15 protein-coding genes are annotated in these 17,300 nt (G+C 36.6%); 9 read left to right on the top strand and 6 right to left on the bottom strand.

Going from position 1 to position 17,300, the window contains the following annotated elements:
- Positions 1–453 precede the first annotated feature (453 nt).
- The 5 genes from lspA to ihfB form a co-directional block, all read right to left on the bottom strand.
- On the bottom strand, positions 454–957 hold the full coding sequence (gene lspA / locus ACFIJ8_RS02210; protein ID WP_273787538.1) for a signal peptidase II: 504 nt from the start codon (positions 955–957) through the stop codon (positions 454–456).
- On the bottom strand, positions 947–1,801 hold the full coding sequence (locus tag ACFIJ8_RS02205; protein ID WP_273787537.1) for an RNA methyltransferase: 855 nt from the start codon (positions 1,799–1,801) through the stop codon (positions 947–949). The genes lspA and ACFIJ8_RS02205 overlap by 11 nt, the downstream gene beginning before the upstream one ends.
- A 2-nt stretch (positions 1,802–1,803) precedes the next feature.
- Positions 1,804–2,739, bottom strand: a complete 936-nt coding sequence (locus ACFIJ8_RS02200) for a class I SAM-dependent methyltransferase (protein WP_375628032.1) — start codon at positions 2,737–2,739, stop codon at positions 1,804–1,806.
- A gap of 171 nt (positions 2,740–2,910) precedes the next feature.
- The gene (locus ACFIJ8_RS02195) at positions 2,911–3,207 is read right to left on the bottom strand and encodes a lipopolysaccharide assembly protein LapA domain-containing protein (protein WP_375628030.1); all 297 of its coding nucleotides are present in this window, start codon (positions 3,205–3,207) and stop codon (positions 2,911–2,913) included.
- Between the two features lie 7 nt (positions 3,208–3,214).
- Entirely contained in the window at positions 3,215–3,493 is a 279-nt protein-coding gene (ihfB, locus tag ACFIJ8_RS02190) for an integration host factor subunit beta (protein WP_012754445.1), read from the bottom strand.
- Between the two features lie 184 nt (positions 3,494–3,677).
- Here ihfB and lptC point away from each other — a divergent pair, with 184 nt between their 5' ends.
- The 6 genes from lptC (at position 3,678) to rlmN (ending at position 10,793) form a co-directional block, all read left to right on the top strand.
- Positions 3,678–4,322: an LPS export ABC transporter periplasmic protein LptC gene (lptC, locus tag ACFIJ8_RS02185; protein WP_273787534.1), complete on the top strand. Its 645-nt coding sequence runs from the start codon at positions 3,678–3,680 to the stop codon at positions 4,320–4,322.
- A gap of 76 nt (positions 4,323–4,398) precedes the next feature.
- The gene (locus ACFIJ8_RS02180) at positions 4,399–4,998 is read left to right on the top strand and encodes an LptA/OstA family protein (protein WP_012754447.1); all 600 of its coding nucleotides are present in this window, start codon (positions 4,399–4,401) and stop codon (positions 4,996–4,998) included.
- 6 nt (positions 4,999–5,004) lie between these two features.
- Complete coding sequence (lptB, locus tag ACFIJ8_RS02175) at positions 5,005–5,799, top strand: LPS export ABC transporter ATP-binding protein (protein ID WP_012754448.1); 795 nt, start codon at positions 5,005–5,007, stop codon at positions 5,797–5,799.
- A gap of 889 nt (positions 5,800–6,688) precedes the next feature.
- Positions 6,689–7,153 carry a PTS IIA-like nitrogen regulatory protein PtsN gene (gene ptsN, locus ACFIJ8_RS02170; RefSeq protein ID WP_012754449.1) on the top strand — a complete coding sequence of 155 codons (465 nt, stop codon included), beginning with the start codon at positions 6,689–6,691 and terminating at the stop codon, positions 7,151–7,153.
- A 1,867-nt stretch (positions 7,154–9,020) separates the two neighbouring features.
- Positions 9,021–9,524 (top strand): invasion associated locus B family protein, encoded by a 504-nt coding sequence (locus ACFIJ8_RS02165; protein ID WP_273787736.1) that lies wholly within the window; start codon positions 9,021–9,023, stop codon positions 9,522–9,524.
- A 42-nt stretch (positions 9,525–9,566) separates the two neighbouring features.
- Positions 9,567–10,793 carry a 23S rRNA (adenine(2503)-C(2))-methyltransferase RlmN gene (gene rlmN, locus ACFIJ8_RS02160; RefSeq protein ID WP_012754451.1) on the top strand — a complete coding sequence of 409 codons (1,227 nt, stop codon included), beginning with the start codon at positions 9,567–9,569 and terminating at the stop codon, positions 10,791–10,793.
- 496 nt (positions 10,794–11,289) lie between these two features.
- On the opposite strand, the gene ACFIJ8_RS02155 is transcribed toward rlmN, so the two are convergent.
- The gene (locus ACFIJ8_RS02155; RefSeq protein ID WP_273787533.1) at positions 11,290–11,937 is read right to left on the bottom strand and encodes a LysE family translocator; all 648 of its coding nucleotides are present in this window, start codon (positions 11,935–11,937) and stop codon (positions 11,290–11,292) included.
- A gap of 170 nt (positions 11,938–12,107) precedes the next feature.
- Here ACFIJ8_RS02155 and ACFIJ8_RS02150 point away from each other — a divergent pair, with 170 nt between their 5' ends.
- The 3 genes from ACFIJ8_RS02150 (at position 12,108) to ACFIJ8_RS02140 (ending at position 16,956) form a co-directional block, all read left to right on the top strand.
- The gene (locus tag ACFIJ8_RS02150; protein ID WP_273787532.1) at positions 12,108–13,343 is read left to right on the top strand and encodes an argininosuccinate synthase; all 1,236 of its coding nucleotides are present in this window, start codon (positions 12,108–12,110) and stop codon (positions 13,341–13,343) included.
- Positions 13,344–13,720: 377 nt separating this feature from the next.
- On the top strand, positions 13,721–15,382 hold the full coding sequence (locus ACFIJ8_RS02145) for a lysine--tRNA ligase (RefSeq protein WP_273787531.1): 1,662 nt from the start codon (positions 13,721–13,723) through the stop codon (positions 15,380–15,382).
- Positions 15,382–16,956, top strand: a complete 1,575-nt coding sequence (locus tag ACFIJ8_RS02140) for a peptide chain release factor 3 (protein WP_375638883.1) — start codon at positions 15,382–15,384, stop codon at positions 16,954–16,956. Before ACFIJ8_RS02145 ends, ACFIJ8_RS02140 begins: the two co-directional genes overlap by 1 nt.
- Positions 16,957–17,300: the final 344 nt, after the last annotated feature.

Below are 17,300 nucleotides of genomic sequence, written 5' to 3'. Positions count from 1 at the left end.
ACGGTAATTTATATTTATAATCAATAGGTTGCTTTAACAAGGTACCATTGAAAATAATTGAAAAAATGTTTTTTATTAAACAATATATAAAACAAAAAAGGAGAGTTTTTTAGCGAAGCACTTAAGAAAGGCTCTGTAAAAAATAATACCTGTAAAAACTAAAGAACATATGAAAAGCAAATGTTCTAAGCAAATAATAGAACTTTAAATGCTATAAAATATTTTCCCTCTGAATTTGATAGAGGACATATGGATAAAAAATATTGATTTCTATTTGAGTTCATTTCTTTTGCATTGACCAAGTGTAGAAGTGTAAAGTTGAAAAATAAGATTTTATAATTTTATGAAAAGAAACACGAAAAACAATTAGCTGCAAGAATTATCCAAGAAAAATCAATTTATAATCAGGCTTATGATGGTCAATAAGCTCTGTTTTCTAAGACAATGAGCATATCAATGAGAAGATGTACTGTTAGAATGACGTTTTGCTTTCATCCAAGTGCGCAATTCTTCAATAAGGATGGCAATAACACCGAGAGTGATAAAACTATCTGCAAGGTTGAAAATAGCAAAATAAAAAATATCATCAATATGAAAGAGTATATAATCAGTGACATGATGAAAGCGAATACGATCAACGAGATTGCCAATTGCTCCCCCAATAATAAGAATAAGGCCAAAGCGCATTAAAGACTTATTATGTTCAGTATTTTTCCATAGCCATAGAAGGAAGATAATCACAATGATTGTGATGGCGATGATTCCCCAGTGAGAAAAGGAAGAAAAAAACGAAAATGCAATGCCAGAATTACGCACATGATAAAGGGAAAGAAAAGGAATAAGCGAAATTTCTGTTCCTAAAGGCATATTGTGCATAACCCAGTATTTGACAGCTTGATCAAGTACTACTGTAAAAGCCAAGCCCAAGAGAAGAAAAGGGAGTGATTTACGCATCATATTTTTCCTCACATGGTTCCAGTATTAAATAGGGGCGACGGATTTCATAAAGCATAACAGCTGTTGCTACAGCTAGATTAAGCGAGTCTGCACGTCCGCTTTGTGGAATACGCGCAAGTTTATCACACCGATTTGTAAGAAGATCTGATAATCCCTGTTTTTCATTTCCCATTAAAAGGATAATAGGGCCATTTTTGAAATCAAGTGTGCGATAATCCAGAGATCCTTTGAGATGTGTTCCAACGATCATACCTTTAAAGTGAGCAGACCAGTTTAAAAAGGCGCTTTCATCAAGACGATAAAGTGGTACAGAGAAAATAGATCCCATGGTTGCACGGACCGTTTCAGGCGAGAAAGGGTCTGTTGTTTCGCCAATTAAAATAACACCTTTAGCACCTACAGCATCAGCAGTTCGAATAATGGTACCAAGATTTCCAGGGTCACGTACACGATCAAGCGCGATGTAAACATCTTTAATCTGTCCTTTTATCATTTCAAGAGAGTGCCATTTTTGCTTGAAAATACCAATAACTGTTTGTGGATTATCGCGTCGGGTAAGTGATTCCATAACCTTTTGTGAGGCTTTAATAACAAAACCACCGTTGGCTACAGCACGTGCGGCAGTATTTTCGATAGCAGCATTACCGATTTTACTTTTAGAAAAAATAAGCGTCTGTATTGTCCAGCCGAGATTGAGAGCATCAATGACCAATTTCAATCCTTCTGCCATGAAAAGACCTTCTCTATTACGGTTTTTCTTTTGGCTAAGTGCTTTAAGGTCTTTTATGATGGGGTTGCTAAGAGAGGTAATTTCTTTCACTCTACCAGTTTTGGGTCTACACATATTCAAGCAATCCAACGGCTAAAAAGAGAAGTAGAAAGAGCACGTCCTGCAACTTCTTCACGCAAAATGAGTTCTCCTGATTCGACCGTACCACCAAGATTTACAAATGCATCACGCATTAAAGCATGAAGTGCAAAAAAGGAAGCACGAATAGAATAAGCTGTAAGGACAACAGAGAGCGGTTTATCAGAGAGAAGTTTACGACAATTTGTGATCATAGCGGGTAAATGATCAAACAGTTGCCAAATTTCACCATGGGGTCCACGCCCATAAGCAGGGGGATCAAGAAGAATCATATCATAGCTTTTCTTACGACGCAGTTCACGCTCGACAAATTTCATAGCATCATCGCAAATCCAGCGAATAGAATGATCTGGTAATCCTGCTTTTTCTTGATTAGCTTTTGCCCACGCAATGGCTTTTTTAGAAGCGTCAACATGGGTAACATTCGCACCCGCTCGTGCCCCAATCAAAGAGGCAATACCTGTATAGCCAAAAAGATTCAACAATTTTATAGGACGTTCGGCTTTAACAATTTGCTCTTCCATAGAGCGCCAATGAGCATCTTGTTCAGGAAAAACCCCCACATGACGAAAGGAAGTAAAACGGCCTAGAAAAAACAATCCATTCCAAGAAAGAGTCCATGTTTCATCAAGTGGCTTTTTAGGAAAATGCCAACGACCAACCCCTTCTTCATCACGGTTTCCTGTGAAAATAGCATCAACATCAGCCCATTGTTTTCGTGGTAAAGCGGGTTTCCATAGTGCTTGACCTTCTGGTCGAATAATGCGGTAAGCTCCATAACGTTCTAATTTTTGTCCATGACCAGAATCAATGAGAGCATAGTTTTCACTTACACCTGTTTCTAAAATAAGTGGCAACTTTTCCTGCGGATATCTATTGTTATGGGAGGAGGATTGAAAGCATTGTGCGGGCATGTTTTGTATCACGGTATATGAGGTATGAAAATATATTATAAAGCTCTTAAGTGTTTCGTAAAAGTGCAAAAGAGCTAAAGCCAATTAAAATATGTATAAAAAAAGAAAATAGCACTTTTAACTCTGTACTGAATATAAAATACAGAGAGAAAAGATTTAATTAAAATACCATTACACCAGATTTGTGATAGACGTTTTCAATTTCTCGATCTCTGCTTTACTTTTTTTGAGAGCTTTTTTGTATTTGTGATAGGAAAACCAACTGATCAGATTCCCTAATAAAATACCAAAACCAAAGAAAATAAAGAGCCATATAAAAAGGGGAGCATGATAAGTAAAACTTTCAGAATCTGCTCGAAAAGGATCAAGGGTTAACGGAACCATTTGACGATTAGCCACGATAAAAACAATCAAAAACGCTGCGAGAATCACACCGATACTTGTTAGAAGAATACGTTTAATTATCATAAGTTTCTCACTGATTAAGACGGTCGCGTAAATCCTTGCCAGTTTTAAAAAAAGGAATCCACTTTTCTTCAACAGAAACAGCTTCACCTGTTCGTGGATTACGTCCATTACGGGCTGAACGGCTTTTTACAGAAAAAGCTCCAAATCCACGAAGTTCAACGCGATTGCCATTTGCAAGTGCTGTTGAAATTTCCTCAAAAATAGCGTTTACAATATTCTCCACATCCCGTTGAAAAAGATGCGGGTTATGACGAGCGATAATTTGCACAAGCTCTGATTTTACCACAATAGCCTCACTTTCACACAAAAATTTTTTTGTAATTGTGCACTTCATGCATATTACAATATATAAACGGATAAAAGCAAAATAAAATCAAGAAAAAACAAATTGCAAGAAACAAAATTTGAAAATACCTTCTATAAAGGTTATACAGATTAAAAATGCGGAGTATTTAAGAGATTAGGAGAGTATGTCCGTACACAATAATTATGAAGCCTTTTCAACGCAATCATCTTTTGGAGATGTTTTTAAAAAAGCATCCCGTCATTCGCGTCGCATTAGCATATTAAAAATTTTTTTACCTCTCTTAGCGTTGATTTCAGCGCTGGTTTTTTGCTGGTTTACGTTTTTCTTGGTTCCCGTTACTTCTGATTCTACGCCTTTGAATAATGAAGAAAGTGGCGTGGTGAATTTGACGATGCTCAATCCAAAGTTAGAAGGGTATACGCGTGCTCATGAACCTTATTGGCTTAAAGCAGAAAAGGCATTTCAAGACCATACACACTCTGGAATGATTGGGTTGCAAAACATTACAGCTAAAGCATTTATGGGCCAACAAAAACAGGTTTTTCTCGCAGCACAAGGGGGGATTTACGATAACATTAATGGTTTTTTACAGTTGGACAAGCCATTCACCATTACGACGAATGATGGGATGATGGCACAATTTATGTCAGCAAGTATTAACTTATCCGAGGGACAGTTAAAAACAGATCAACGTGTTAATATTCAGCAAGCGGGTTTGCATCTTGCCGCAAATGCCTTACAAATTCGAGAAAAAGGAAAAAACATGTATTTCCATGGTGGTGTGCATTTAGTGCTTCAAAAGCAATGACGCAAGATCAATACGAATCTTCAAAGGATATTTATAAAGAAAAGTATGTGTATATACAAACAGAAGAATTGAAATAATGAAATCGTACAAAAGATGGATAGGTGTGACCTTGGCTTTTAGCATGGGAATGTTAGGAGGAGGAGCAGTTTTAGGATATGCTGAAGTGGCCCATTTTGGAATAAGTTTATCAAGCGACAAAGAACCGGTAGAACTTCATGCAGATTCTTTGGAAATACGTGATAAAGAAGGGATAGCGCTTTTTAAAGGTGATGTTTCAGTGGTGCAAGGTGAACGTCTTTTAAGAACGGCAAAATTAGTTGTTTACTACGATAAAGCATATAAAGAAATTGATAAAAACAAGGAAGATACAAAGGCATCATCTGTTTCTTTATTTGGTTCGTCGGGTATACAAAAAATGGAAGCTTTAGGAAAAGTTTATATAAAAATTGCTACGCAAATTGCTACGGGTGACAAAGGCGTTTTTGATGGAAAGTCAAAAATGATGAGTTTGACAGGGAGTCATGTTGTGTTAACTGATGGTGACAATGTGGCCACGGGGTGCAAACTAACGGCAAATATGGAAAGCGGAAAGGCTTTTTTAGAAGGTTGTGAGACGCCTAAGAAAAAAGGTCGTGTTTCTATTATTTTAAAACAAAATCAAAAGAATGGCCGTTAAGATTTCATGTTTGGAATCAAAAGAAAAAAACAGACCGATAGGTATAATCTTGAAAGTGAAGCTTCAAAAAATCCCTTAAAAGGGACCTTGATTGCTAGTAACTTGATTAAAGTTTATCGAGGAAGACGAACCGTTAATGGTGTTTCTTTTGGCATTCGTACGGGAGAAGCCGTTGGCATTTTGGGGCCCAATGGGGCAGGTAAAACAACTTGTTTTTATATGGTTACGGGGCTCATAAAATCTGATGGAGGATCCATTAAAATTGATGGATTTGATATTACGCATCTTCCGATGTATCGACGTGCGCGTTTAGGTATTGGATATCTTCCACAGGAGGCTTCTATTTTTCGTGGTCTTTCAGTAGAAAATAACATTAAAGCTGTTTTAGAGGTCGTTGAAAAAGATCGCCTTAAACAACGTGAAGAGTTAGATAGCCTTTTACATGAATTTAAAATTGATCATTTACGTAAAATGTCTGCACTTTCGTTATCTGGAGGTGAACGTCGGCGACTTGAAATTGCGCGCGCTTTAGCTTCTCGTCCCCATTTTATGTTACTTGATGAACCATTTGCAGGAATTGATCCTATCGCTATTTTCGATATTCAACAACTTATTCGTCATTTAACTAGGCGTGGCATTGGTGTTCTAATAACGGATCATAATGTGCGTGAGACATTAGGGCTTGTCGATCGCGCTTATATTATTCATACAGGGCGGGTGTTAGTTCACGGTTGTCCTAATGATATTATCAACAACGTTGATGTACGCAGAATTTATTTGGGAAATCAGTTTTCTCTTTGATTTTACAGCTTTCACGAGTTTCCATTTAAGTTTAACCAAACATTATTACTGAAAATCTCCTTATTTATGCCAAAACTTCTTTTATGACTATAACCTTAATGCTGTTATTGAGTGGTGAAAAAGGCTTCATCATTAGAGGGTTAGTTTGTTGTTTTATAAGTTTAGCTTTCTCATGATTGTATTATAGAAAGATATCACTAGATTAACTTGATAATGAGTGATAAACGAAGCCCTTAATAAATGCGTGCGTTATTGAAAGGTAAGAGATATTTATCATATTTTTCTCTGTCGAATCAAATAATATATCGATGATGCTGTTTTAGGTATTTTGATGGGAGCACCGGTTATATATTGCGGTTATTCAATAGGAGTTGTCGTATTTTATTGGTTTATATGGCCTATTTGAAAATAGGAGCTCGGCTAAAGATATCAGGATAAATCTATAAATCTCTAAAAACCTTTATATTCTTGTTATAAGGCGATGTTCAAGCTATACAGTAATTTTCAAAGTAAAGGTCCATTTTGCTCAGTATGCTTTTCATCTTAATTTAAGGGCTCATTTTTAAAGAAAGAAAAACTCTGATGGCGAATTATACATCAACTCTTATGACAAGTTTAATAAATTTATGAATAATGACCTTTTCTAGAGTCGTAAGGAAATTAACTTTATGAACAACTTCATTTCTTTGGTTTCTCATGCCGTTAATGATGATCCGAATACTATTTATTGTTGTGTTAGAAGTGATATGAGATGTATTGAGCCATCACCCATTATAAATTGAAAAGTAAAAACCCATGCGATGTTGCGAAAAGTGAAAGAACATTAAGTATCTATACCGTTTATAGGTTTATTGATGAGCATTTTAGCGTGTAAGAGGAAAATTAAAGTATGAATTTGAGTGAGTTAATAGCACCGGAAGCGATCATTCCGGCTCTTAAGGCTAATTCGAAAAAACAGGTTCTGCAAATTTTAGCCGAAAAAGCTTCCAAGCTAACAGGTCTTAGTGAGCATGTGATTTTTGATGTTGTTTTACAACGCGAGAAGCTTGGTTCAACGGGTTTGGGTGGAGGTATTGCGATTCCTCATGGAAAATTACCTGATATTAATCGGATCATTGGTATATTTGCACGTCTTGAAAGTCCTGTTGATTTTGAAGCTCTTGATGACGAACCTATAGATCTCGTTTTTCTCCTTTTAGCACCTGAAAATGCTGGTGCAGATCACTTAAAAGCTTTATCACAAATCGCACGTGTTTTGCGTCACACTGATGTTGTGCAAAAGTTGCGCAATACGCATAATGCTAATGCGCTTTATGCTTTACTGATTCAAACTTCAGAATCAAATGCAGCTTAGAAGATATTATGAGTGTATAAGTTGCAAGGTATACACCACGGAACTTAGAAAATAATATAATTTTTATCTTAAAAGACTGATAACAAAAGGTTATGTCATGCAATTTTGAGAAATCGTTTCTAAGCGAACCTTCTTTTTAAAGAGCAAGTAACAAAAACGAAGTACTTGTTTTTTCTTGTTCTTGTATATTAAAGCATCTAATCATTATGCTTCGTGGGTTCATTTATCCTGTTATACTGTAAAAAGCCATCATTTGAGGTGTGGAGAGATAAGGCATGTAAGTCTTCTTAATACATTAAATGCTTTTAGAGTGTGTGGTAAATATTCTTAAGCAGACTTGTTTGTAGAGCTTTTGGTTAAGTAAATCAAATAAGTAGGAAGACAAGAGGAGACCGCTCGACGAGAATCCAAACTTTTTCAGTCCAGATTGGATTAAGAATCTTCGTCCTTTGAAAGCGGGAAAGAAATCAACAGAAAAGTTTATTTGTGCATCGAATTTTTTCGTAAGTTGAGTTTGAGTGTTTAGGGATAATATTTTAATGCTCAAGAAGAAATAAGAGTGTATCCTCAGGATAGCAAGATATTGATTTATAAATATAATTCAATATCTTGCATGTTGGATGAGAGATGCGAATACTGTAAGATTCTCTCACTTCAAACCTGTTTATGTTGAATCAATCAAAACCATTTTCTTGCATGTTGTAAACGGAATTAGCGTGTGGATAAAAACTGTACAAGAAAGGGGTAAAAATGCTTCCTATGAATCGTCTCAAGTATCGAGGGTTGTAGCAAAACATTGGGAGCTGGAAAATAGTGTTATGGTGCCAGTTTGCTTCTTCACAAGTGGGGAGGTCAACTATTTTATAGATATGATTTAGATGTCAGCTGTTTTATAGAGCCCATGCCAAAAAACAATTTTGTACGGTAAAAATGAAAGTTATAGCTTTAGGTTGGGTGAAACAGCTTTGTGCATGGGAAGATTTATTCAGATCCACTTTAATTGATTAAAATGTTGTTAAAAAACGATAAGGTTAGAATTGCTGTAGAAAAGGTTTTATAAATTAGTTAGAAATAAGAGAAGGAAACTTTCCAAAAGAATTCTTAGGAAGTTTTTTGTAACAGAAAGGAAAATATCGTCTAACATATTAAAATAATATGATTAAGCTATTATAAGCTACTAAAATCATTTTAGAAATTAATAATTGGAGATGAAATATATAGGGAAATAAGATAAAAAGAAACAAAATGGTATGTGATTATTGAGATAGAATCTGAATTCTTTATGTTTTATTATTAATATCTTGATAATATTTATTATTTTTACAAGATATTTTGAAGATTGAGAAAAAGTGTTATCGGGACGATATTGAATACGAAGTATGAATGCACTATAATGGGTGAGAGATGGAGTATTTTGCGAACATAAATGTATTGGATGCATAAAGTCGAGAAGTGATATTCGTAAGGCGATTAAGCTTTTTTGCGGGGAGTACGGGGTGTATTTTCAAAATTTTGCATCAGATTGCTTGTGACATAAAGAGTATGGTTTATTTCTTAACAGAATGATGGTATATTTTCATCTCGTTTTGAAGTTCTATAGCTTAAAGAAATCGTTTTTTATACAAAAACGAAATGAGTAGCATAAAATGAAGATGTTATTTTTTAATGTGGTTATTGAATAAGAAGTTTATGTTTTGGTAACGATTAAAAGGTCACAATGAAACGTGGAAATCTATTCTGGTTAGTGTGAAAATATTTCGCTTATTGAAGGAATTAAGACAATAACACATGAATATCGAGGAGTTTTTGTTGAATTTTTCCAATGAAGAGAATCTTGTTAGAGACTAAAGAAGTGAGCTAAATGAAGATGTTTGAAAAGACTGTTATTGCTGCATCTGTAATGGTTCTTGTTACAGCGGGTGTGGCATATGCACAAACGCCGAGCCGTTTAAATCAATTTGAAGCGTGGGGAGCCTATTCTTATAAATCGCCCAAAAATACGATTTGCTATGTGTTATCGGTACCTTTGAAGGCTCTTCCAACGACAGTTAATCATGGTGATAACTTTTTCTTGGTTACCAAGCGTTCTCATTCACCTATTTCGTTTGAACCGCAGTTTATGGCTGGTTATACCCTTCAAGAAGGGTCGAGAGTGACAGTGACCATTGGAGGTAAGGACTTTGATTTTTTCACGAAAGATTCCTCAGCTTGGTTGGCTTCATCAGAGCTAGAAAAGCAGCTTGTTTCTGCTATGCGTGCAGGAAGCAATATGACAGTGAAAGCGATATCAAAACGAGGAACGCATACCACTTATACTTATTCCTTAAAAGGGGTCACTGCTGCATTAAATGCAGCTCAAAAGTGCCATTAAGGTTTCGATAATTTCTAAAATAGTGATGTGAATTGGAAAGCAATGGCCATTTCCTATGACCTTAGACCAGTTGGTTCATGTTTTGCGCGAGAAACAGATAATGTGGTCGTGAAGGAGAGTTCTAAGCTCTCTTTAATTGGTTTGTCGCAAGATGAGATGGTGCAGGCTTTAAAGACAGTTGGTGTACCAGAGCATCAAACGCGTATGCGTGTGCGTCAGCTTTGGCATTGGCTTTATGTGCGTGGCGTTTCAAATTTTGATGAGATGCTGAATATTTCTAAAGCAATGCAAGAAACACTTAAGTGTCATTTCTCCATTGCGCGCCCAGAAATTGTTGGAGAACAAATATCAAAAGATGGTACGCGTAAATGGCTCTTACGTTTTCCTGCACGTGGAGCTGGAAGGCCTGTTGAAATTGAAACGGTTTATATCCCTGAAGAAGGACGTGGTACTTTATGTCTTTCATCGCAAGTAGGGTGTACGTTAACTTGCTCTTTTTGCCATACGGGAACGCAGATGCTTGTTCGCAATCTGACTGCGGAAGAAATTTTGGCACAATTATTGGTTGCACGTGATTGTTTGGGTGATTTTCCTGATAAAAATACCCCTGATGGGGCAATAGTTCCCATTGAAGGTCGCAAAATTACCAATATTGTTATGATGGGGATGGGAGAGCCTCTTTATAATTTTGAAGCTGTTAAAAAAGCTTTATTGATTGCTTCTGATGGCGACGGGCTTTCTTTATCAAAACGTCGGATTACGCTTTCAACCAGTGGGGTTGTTCCTGGAATTATCCGAACCGGAGAAGAAATTGGTGTTATGTTGGCGATTTCACTCCACGCAGTACACGATACATTAAGGGATATGCTTGTTCCCATTAATAAAAAATATCCGCTTGCTTTACTAATGGAGGCTTGCCGTAATTATCCTGGTCTTTCCAATGCAAAACGAATCACTTTTGAATATGTTATGCTGAAAGATATCAATGATAGTTTAGATGATGCTAAGCGATTGATTAAGTTATTGAAAGGGATTCCTGCTAAGATCAATTTAATCCCTTTTAATCCGTGGCCAGGGAGCAATTATCAGTGTTCTGATTGGGAGCAAATCGAGCGTTTTGCTGATGTCGTTAATCAAGCGGGCTATGCTTCTCCTATTCGGATACCGCGTGGACGCGATATTTTAGCGGCATGTGGACAACTTAAATCAGCTTCAGAGCGTTTACGGAAATCTGAACGTTTGCGACTTGAAAATGCCATTGGTCATTAGTTAATGCAACTTTCTGCGATATTAAAGCCTATGCTTTTTTTCAGTAAATCAGCATATAATAGCATGTGTGAGACAGAGATTAAGATGGATCAGTGCTAGACGAACAGTTTCAGATTTTATATGCTCAATGGGGGGAAATATTGTATATAGCAGTCTGTTTGCGTAATCTCTAAAATGAGGAGGAAACCTCATTTAGAGGCAATATGAAGTCTTAAGGGTCTTAACTAATTTCCATATTATTATCATACCTTTTAATTCTATTTTATGACTTTCAAAAGCATCTACGGTAATATCTTTTAAAAAGTGGAGATTGTATATTGCCTCACTCTTTTGTTTATTACGTTCTTTAAAAAGATTTCGCTTCACACACGAAAACTCCCGATTCGCTTATAACGTACAAGGGAAAGATATTGTTTGATTCAAAATAAACAGGTTTAAAATGAGAGAATCCTGCAATATTTTTGTTCTCATTTAAATTAAAAACGATAAATTACATTTATAAATCAATTTTTGTAACTATAAGGAGATGGAGGGCAAAGATAGTAAAAGTACCAGCAATAAGCCAGTCGAGAAAGCGAATATAAAGAGGATTTTTCTTGAGAATTTTGGTAAGTTTATGCGCTGTAAAAACGATAGAAATTGTAATGGGAAAAGAAATAGGAATATAAGACAGTCCTAAAAAGAGTAGCTTTTGTGTTGCCATAGGATCATCCGCATTGATAAATTGTGGTAAGAATGTCGCATTAAAGAGTATAACTTTAGGATTTAAAAGATTGATTCCAATACCAGCAAGATAGTTACGTTTAGCGCTTTGAGATCTAGAAGATGTCTGTTCGAAGGAAAAAGTTGGATTTCTTCGTAACGCTTGAAAAGAAAACCATAAGAGATAAAAGGCGCCAGCAATTTTTAGAAGAATAAAAGTGTGTGGCGCAGCAAAAATAAGCGCTGATAAGCCAAGTGCTACAGCGGTAACCTGAATGGCAAACCCTGTTGCACTACCCAAGGCGCACATAATTCCAGCTTTTTTGCTTTGTGTAATGGTTCGTCCTACAGAAAGCATCATATCAGGTCCTGGAATAAGTGCTAAAATCAACGATGCTAAAGCAAATTGTACAACAATAGACCACTCCGGTAGAAATGACACGTAAATCTCCTTTTATTTTTAAGCAGTATTCATTATTTACACTCTAAAGCGTTTTTATTTACGTTTTTTGCGTCTTTTTAATGTTGCTTAAAGAGAATTTATTTTTATATTTGTTGCATTGTTTTGATTTCTAGGTAGAGATAAAAGAGCAGCTCATATAGAACTTTGAAATGAAGAAGTGGCAAAATATTAGAAAAGTTGTTTTGGCTTATTCAGGGGGATTGGATACGTCAATTATTCTCAAATGGTTGCAAAATACGCTAGGCGTTGAAGTTGTAACTTTTACAGCGGATTTGGGGCAGGGGGAAGAGCTAGAATTTGCTCGTCGTAAAGCTGAAATGTTAGGTGTTAAAGAAATCTATATTGAAGATTTGCGCGAAGAATTTGTGCGTGATTTTGTTTTTCCGATGTTTCGAGCCAATACCGTTTATGAGGGAACTTATCTTTTAGGAACATCAATTGCACGCCCACTTATTTCAAAACGCCTTATTGAAATTGCTAAGGAAACAGGAGCAGATGCAATTGCTCATGGGGCAACGGGCAAAGGCAATGATCAGGTACGCTTTGAGCTTTCCGCTTATGCTCTTAACCCTGATATAAAGATTATTGCTCCATGGCGTGATTGGGATTTTAAGAGTCGGACAGATCTGTTTGAATTTGCTCGTATACATCAAATTCCTGTAGAAAAGGATAAGCAAGGCGAAGCACCTTTTTCAGTGGATGCAAATTTATTGCATTCTTCATCAGAAGGAAAGATTTTAGAAGATCCAGCACTTCCTGCTCCTGAATATGTCCATATGCGTACTCTTTCGGTGGAAGATGCTCCAGATCAAGCAACCAGAATCACTCTTGGCTTTAAAAAAGGTGATGCTGTTTCAATCAATGGAAAAAATTTATCTCCTGCAACTTTACTTGCAGAATTAAATCATTATGGGCGCGATAATGGTATTGGTCGGTTAGATTTGGTAGAAAATCGCTTTGTGGGTATGAAATCGCGGGGTATTTATGAAACACCAGGGGGGACCATTCTTTTAACGGCTCACAGAGCTATAGAATCTTTAACGCTAGATCGTGGTGCAGCTCATTTGAAAGATGAATTGATGCCACGTTATGCAGAACTCATTTATTATGGATTTTGGTTTTCGCCGGAACGTAAGATGCTGCAGGCAGCTATTGATTTATCTCAAGAACATGTTGAAGGTGAAGTCACGTTAAAACTCTATAAAGGAAACGTGATTGTTGAAGGGCGCCAAAGTAAAAAATCACTTTATTCGAGTGAGTTGGTAACTTTCGAGGATGATCAAGGTACTTACGATCAAAGAGATGCAACTGGTTTTATTAAATTAAATGCTTTACGTTTGCGTACATTAGCAATGCGTCATCAAGGTGACAAAAAAAAGAAATAGAAAATTACAGTGACAAGTGTAAAGTAGAGGAAGTGCTTTTGTATGGAATGCCTAACTTAAGCATTTTTATCTGTTGGTTTTTGCAGTCCTTTCATTCAATGTTAGAGGCTTCGCTTTTGTACTAAATCAGTATAATAAGCAAAATTCATGATAATAATAGCAATGAAGGCTCTGATAATCAAAACAAGTCAATTTTGCTTTATAATATTGAATGTTTTTGATTTTTATCAGAACAAAATATGTTTATAGCAAGGGCGGTTTTTGTATTGTGACTTAAAAGTATAAAGAAATTTTCATCTTTTTGCTTGCTATTATTGACGAATAAATTCAAGAACCATACACCCTATTTTGAAAGAGTGTAATTTTTAGGACAAATAATGATGCGTGATCAGTGTGATACCCTTAACCTTACGCCTGAATTAAAAGATGCGGCTTCTCAATCGAGAACTTGGCCATTTGAAGAAGCACGTAAGATTATCAAACGGTATGAAAAGACGGGTTATCCAGACAGTGTGATATTTGAAACAGGTTATGGACCTTCTGGTTTACCGCATATTGGTACTTTTGGGGAAGTTGCACGTACAACCATGGTGCGTCATGCATTTCATATTCTTACGGAGAATAAAGTAAAAACAAAATTACTTTGTTTTTCTGATGATATGGATGGTTTGCGCAAGGTTCCTGAGAATGTTCCTGATCGCGAGAGGATGGAACATTATCTTGGTCAACCGTTGAGCCGTGTACCCGACCCTTTTGGAGATGACTATCCTTCTTTTGGGGCAGCAAATAATGCGCGGCTACGGGCTTTCCTTGATCGTTTTGGTTTTGATTATGAATTTGCAAGTGCTACGGATTATTACACTTCTGGTCGTTTTGATGAAACACTTTTGAAAATCCTTGCCTGTTATGACAAGGTTATGGCAATTATTTTACCAACATTGGGTGCAGAACGGCAAGCGACCTATTCGCTCTTTTTACCAATTTCTCCCTTTTCTGGAAAAGTATTACAGGTACCGATGATTGAGCGTAATGTTGAAAAAGGTACAGTTACTTATATCGAACCAGAAACAGGAGAAACCATAGAAACAGAGGTTACGGGGGGCAAGGTTAAATGTCAGTGGAAGGTGGATTGGGCAATGCGTTGGACAGCGCTTGGCATTGATTATGAAATGGCAGGAAAAGACCTTATTGATTCCACAAATCTTTCTTCTAAAATTTGTAAAGTATTAGGTGGGAAGTCTCCAGAAGGATTCAACTATGAGCTCTTTTTAGATGAGAAAGGGCAGAAAATTTCCAAATCCAAGGGAAATGGCTTAACTATTGATGAATGGCTTACTTATGCCCCAACAGAGAGTTTAGGGCTTTATATGTTTTCAAAGCCTAAAACAGCAAAAAGGCTTTATTTTGATGTTATTCCCAAAGCTGTGGATGAATATTATGCGCATCTTTCAGCCTATGGTCGCCAAGAATGGAAAGAGCGGCTGAATAATCCTGTATGGCATATTCATAATGGTTGCCCTCCGCAAGTTGATTTGCCTGTTTCCTTTGCGATGCTTTTAAATTTGGTAAGTGCTTCAAATGCGGAGAATGCAGAAGTTCTTTGGGGTTTTATTTCTCGTTACGCTAAAGGAGCAAATGCACAAACTTATCCAGAACTTGATCAATTAGTGAAGTTTGCCATTAAATATTTTGATGTTTTTGTTAAACCAAACAAAAAATTCCGGCTCCCTGATGATAGCGAACGAGCAACATTAGCACAAATTGATGAAAAATTAGCTAATTTACCTGAAACTGTTGATGGCAATATGCTACAAAATATGCTTCTTGATGTTGCACGGTTAACGGAACGCTATCAAGATCATAGCAAAAAAAGCCCTGAAGGTGGGCCTGGTGTTTCCAATGTTTTTTTTCAAATGTTGTATGAAGTCCTTCTGGGACAAGAGCGAGGTCCACGATGGGGATCATTTATAGCGCTTTATGGGATTAATGAAATGCGTGCACTGATTGCTGAAGCGCTTGCACGTCCTGTGGAGGAATAATGGAAAAGAGAGTGCAGGAAGTAAAGCGACGCCGTACATTTGCAATTATTGCTCACCCAGATGCTGGGAAAACAACATTGACAGAAAAGCTTTTATTGTTTGGTGGTGCTATTCAACTTGCAGGAGAAGTAAAAGCCAAAAAAGATCGTATTCAAACCCGTTCTGATTGGATGAATATTGAGCGTGATCGTGGTATTTCCGTTGTAACTTCGGTGATGACGTTTGAATATGAAAATCATATTTTTAATCTCCTAGATACTCCAGGACATGAGGACTTTGCGGACGATACCTATCGCACACTCACAGCTGTTGATAGTGCTGTCATGGTTTTGGATGCGGCACGGGGAATTGAGCCTAGAACATTAAAATTGTTTGAAGTGTGTCGGATGCGGGATATTCCTATTGTTACGTTTATCAATAAAATGGATCGTGAGGCACGTGATCCTATAGAGCTTTTAGATGAAATTGAAGAAAAGCTTGCTCTTGATACTGCGCCTATAACATGGCCAATTGGTACGGGTAAAGATTTTGTTGGTACCTATGACCTTTATCATAATCGTTTTCGTCAAAAAGATGATGAGATAACACAGCGGATAGTTTCAAATCCCAGAGAGGTTGTCCATTTACTTCCTGAATATCAACGTTCCACTTTTATTGAAGGGGTAGAACTCGCTCAAAGTGTTTGCAAGAATTTTGATCTTCAAGCTTTCCGTGAAGGTCATATGACTCCGGTTTATTTTGGTTCAGCTTTGCGAAATTTTGGTGTTCGTGATTTGATCAATGCGCTTATTGATTTTGGTCAAAGTCCTCGTGACCAAAGTGCAGATCAGCGCAATGTCATAGCCATGGAACCTAAAATGACGGGATTTGTTTTTAAAATTCAAGCAAATATGGATCCTAATCATCGTGATCGTATTGCATTTTTTCGGGTATGTTCGGGAACACTTGAACGTGGTATGAAGACAAAGTTGGTTCGAACAGGAAAACCAATGACACTTTCGGCTCCACAATTTTTCTTTGCGCGTTCACGCCAAATTGCTGATCAAGCCTATGCTGGTGATATCGTAGGGATTCCTAATCATGGAACATTGCGTATTGGTGATACTTTGACTGAAGGAGAAGATATCCTCTTTAAGGGAGTACCAAATTTTGCACCAGAGATTTTGCGTCGTGTTTGTTTGGGCGATCCAATGAAAGCAAAAAAGCTCAAAGAAGCTTTGCAACAAATGGCTGAAGAAGGGGTTGTACAATTGTTTATTCCTGATGATGGGTCGCCTTCTCTCATTGGTGTTATTGGTGCTTTGCAAATTGATGTTTTAAAAGAACGATTAAAAATAGAATATTCTTTGCCAGTGAATTTTGAGTCTGCGCGTTTTAATTTATGTCGTTGGATTTCAGCGCAGAGCAAAGATGAGTTGCAAAAGTTTCTCAGCAATCACCGCTCTGCTATTGCGTATGATTTAGAAGGTGATCCAGTCTTTTTAGCGGAGAATCATTTTTCATTGAATTATGAGGCAGAAAGAGCTCCTAAAATAAAATTTTCTGCTTTTAAAGATTACCAAGTACGCTCTTAAAATAAAGAAAAATCTTTTCTACAATAATTTGATTTATAATGATAATTTATCATTTTTTATATTGGGTTAAAAATCTGAATATTATAAGTTTCTTATATTGAAACAATCAAAATCATTTGTTTGCATATCATAAGTAGGATTGATGTGTGCGTAAAATACTTGAAGCAAGAAATACAATACCTCTTATAAATCTTCTCTATAGCCAAGAGCTTTCAAAATATTGGGTGAGGGTAAAAAAGTGATGATGGTGGTTTGTTGTGTTGTGATGTAACGATGGTGGTGTATGGTATATCTTATCCCATTCACGGAAGTTTATGTTATAGTATTCATTTATATTATTTATG

The sequence above is a fragment of the Bartonella sp. MF74HXZ genome (genome assembly GCF_042194445.1).
Classification (GTDB): domain Bacteria; phylum Pseudomonadota; class Alphaproteobacteria; order Rhizobiales; family Rhizobiaceae; genus Bartonella; species Bartonella grahamii.
This window is presented reverse-complemented; position numbering and strand designations above follow the sequence as displayed.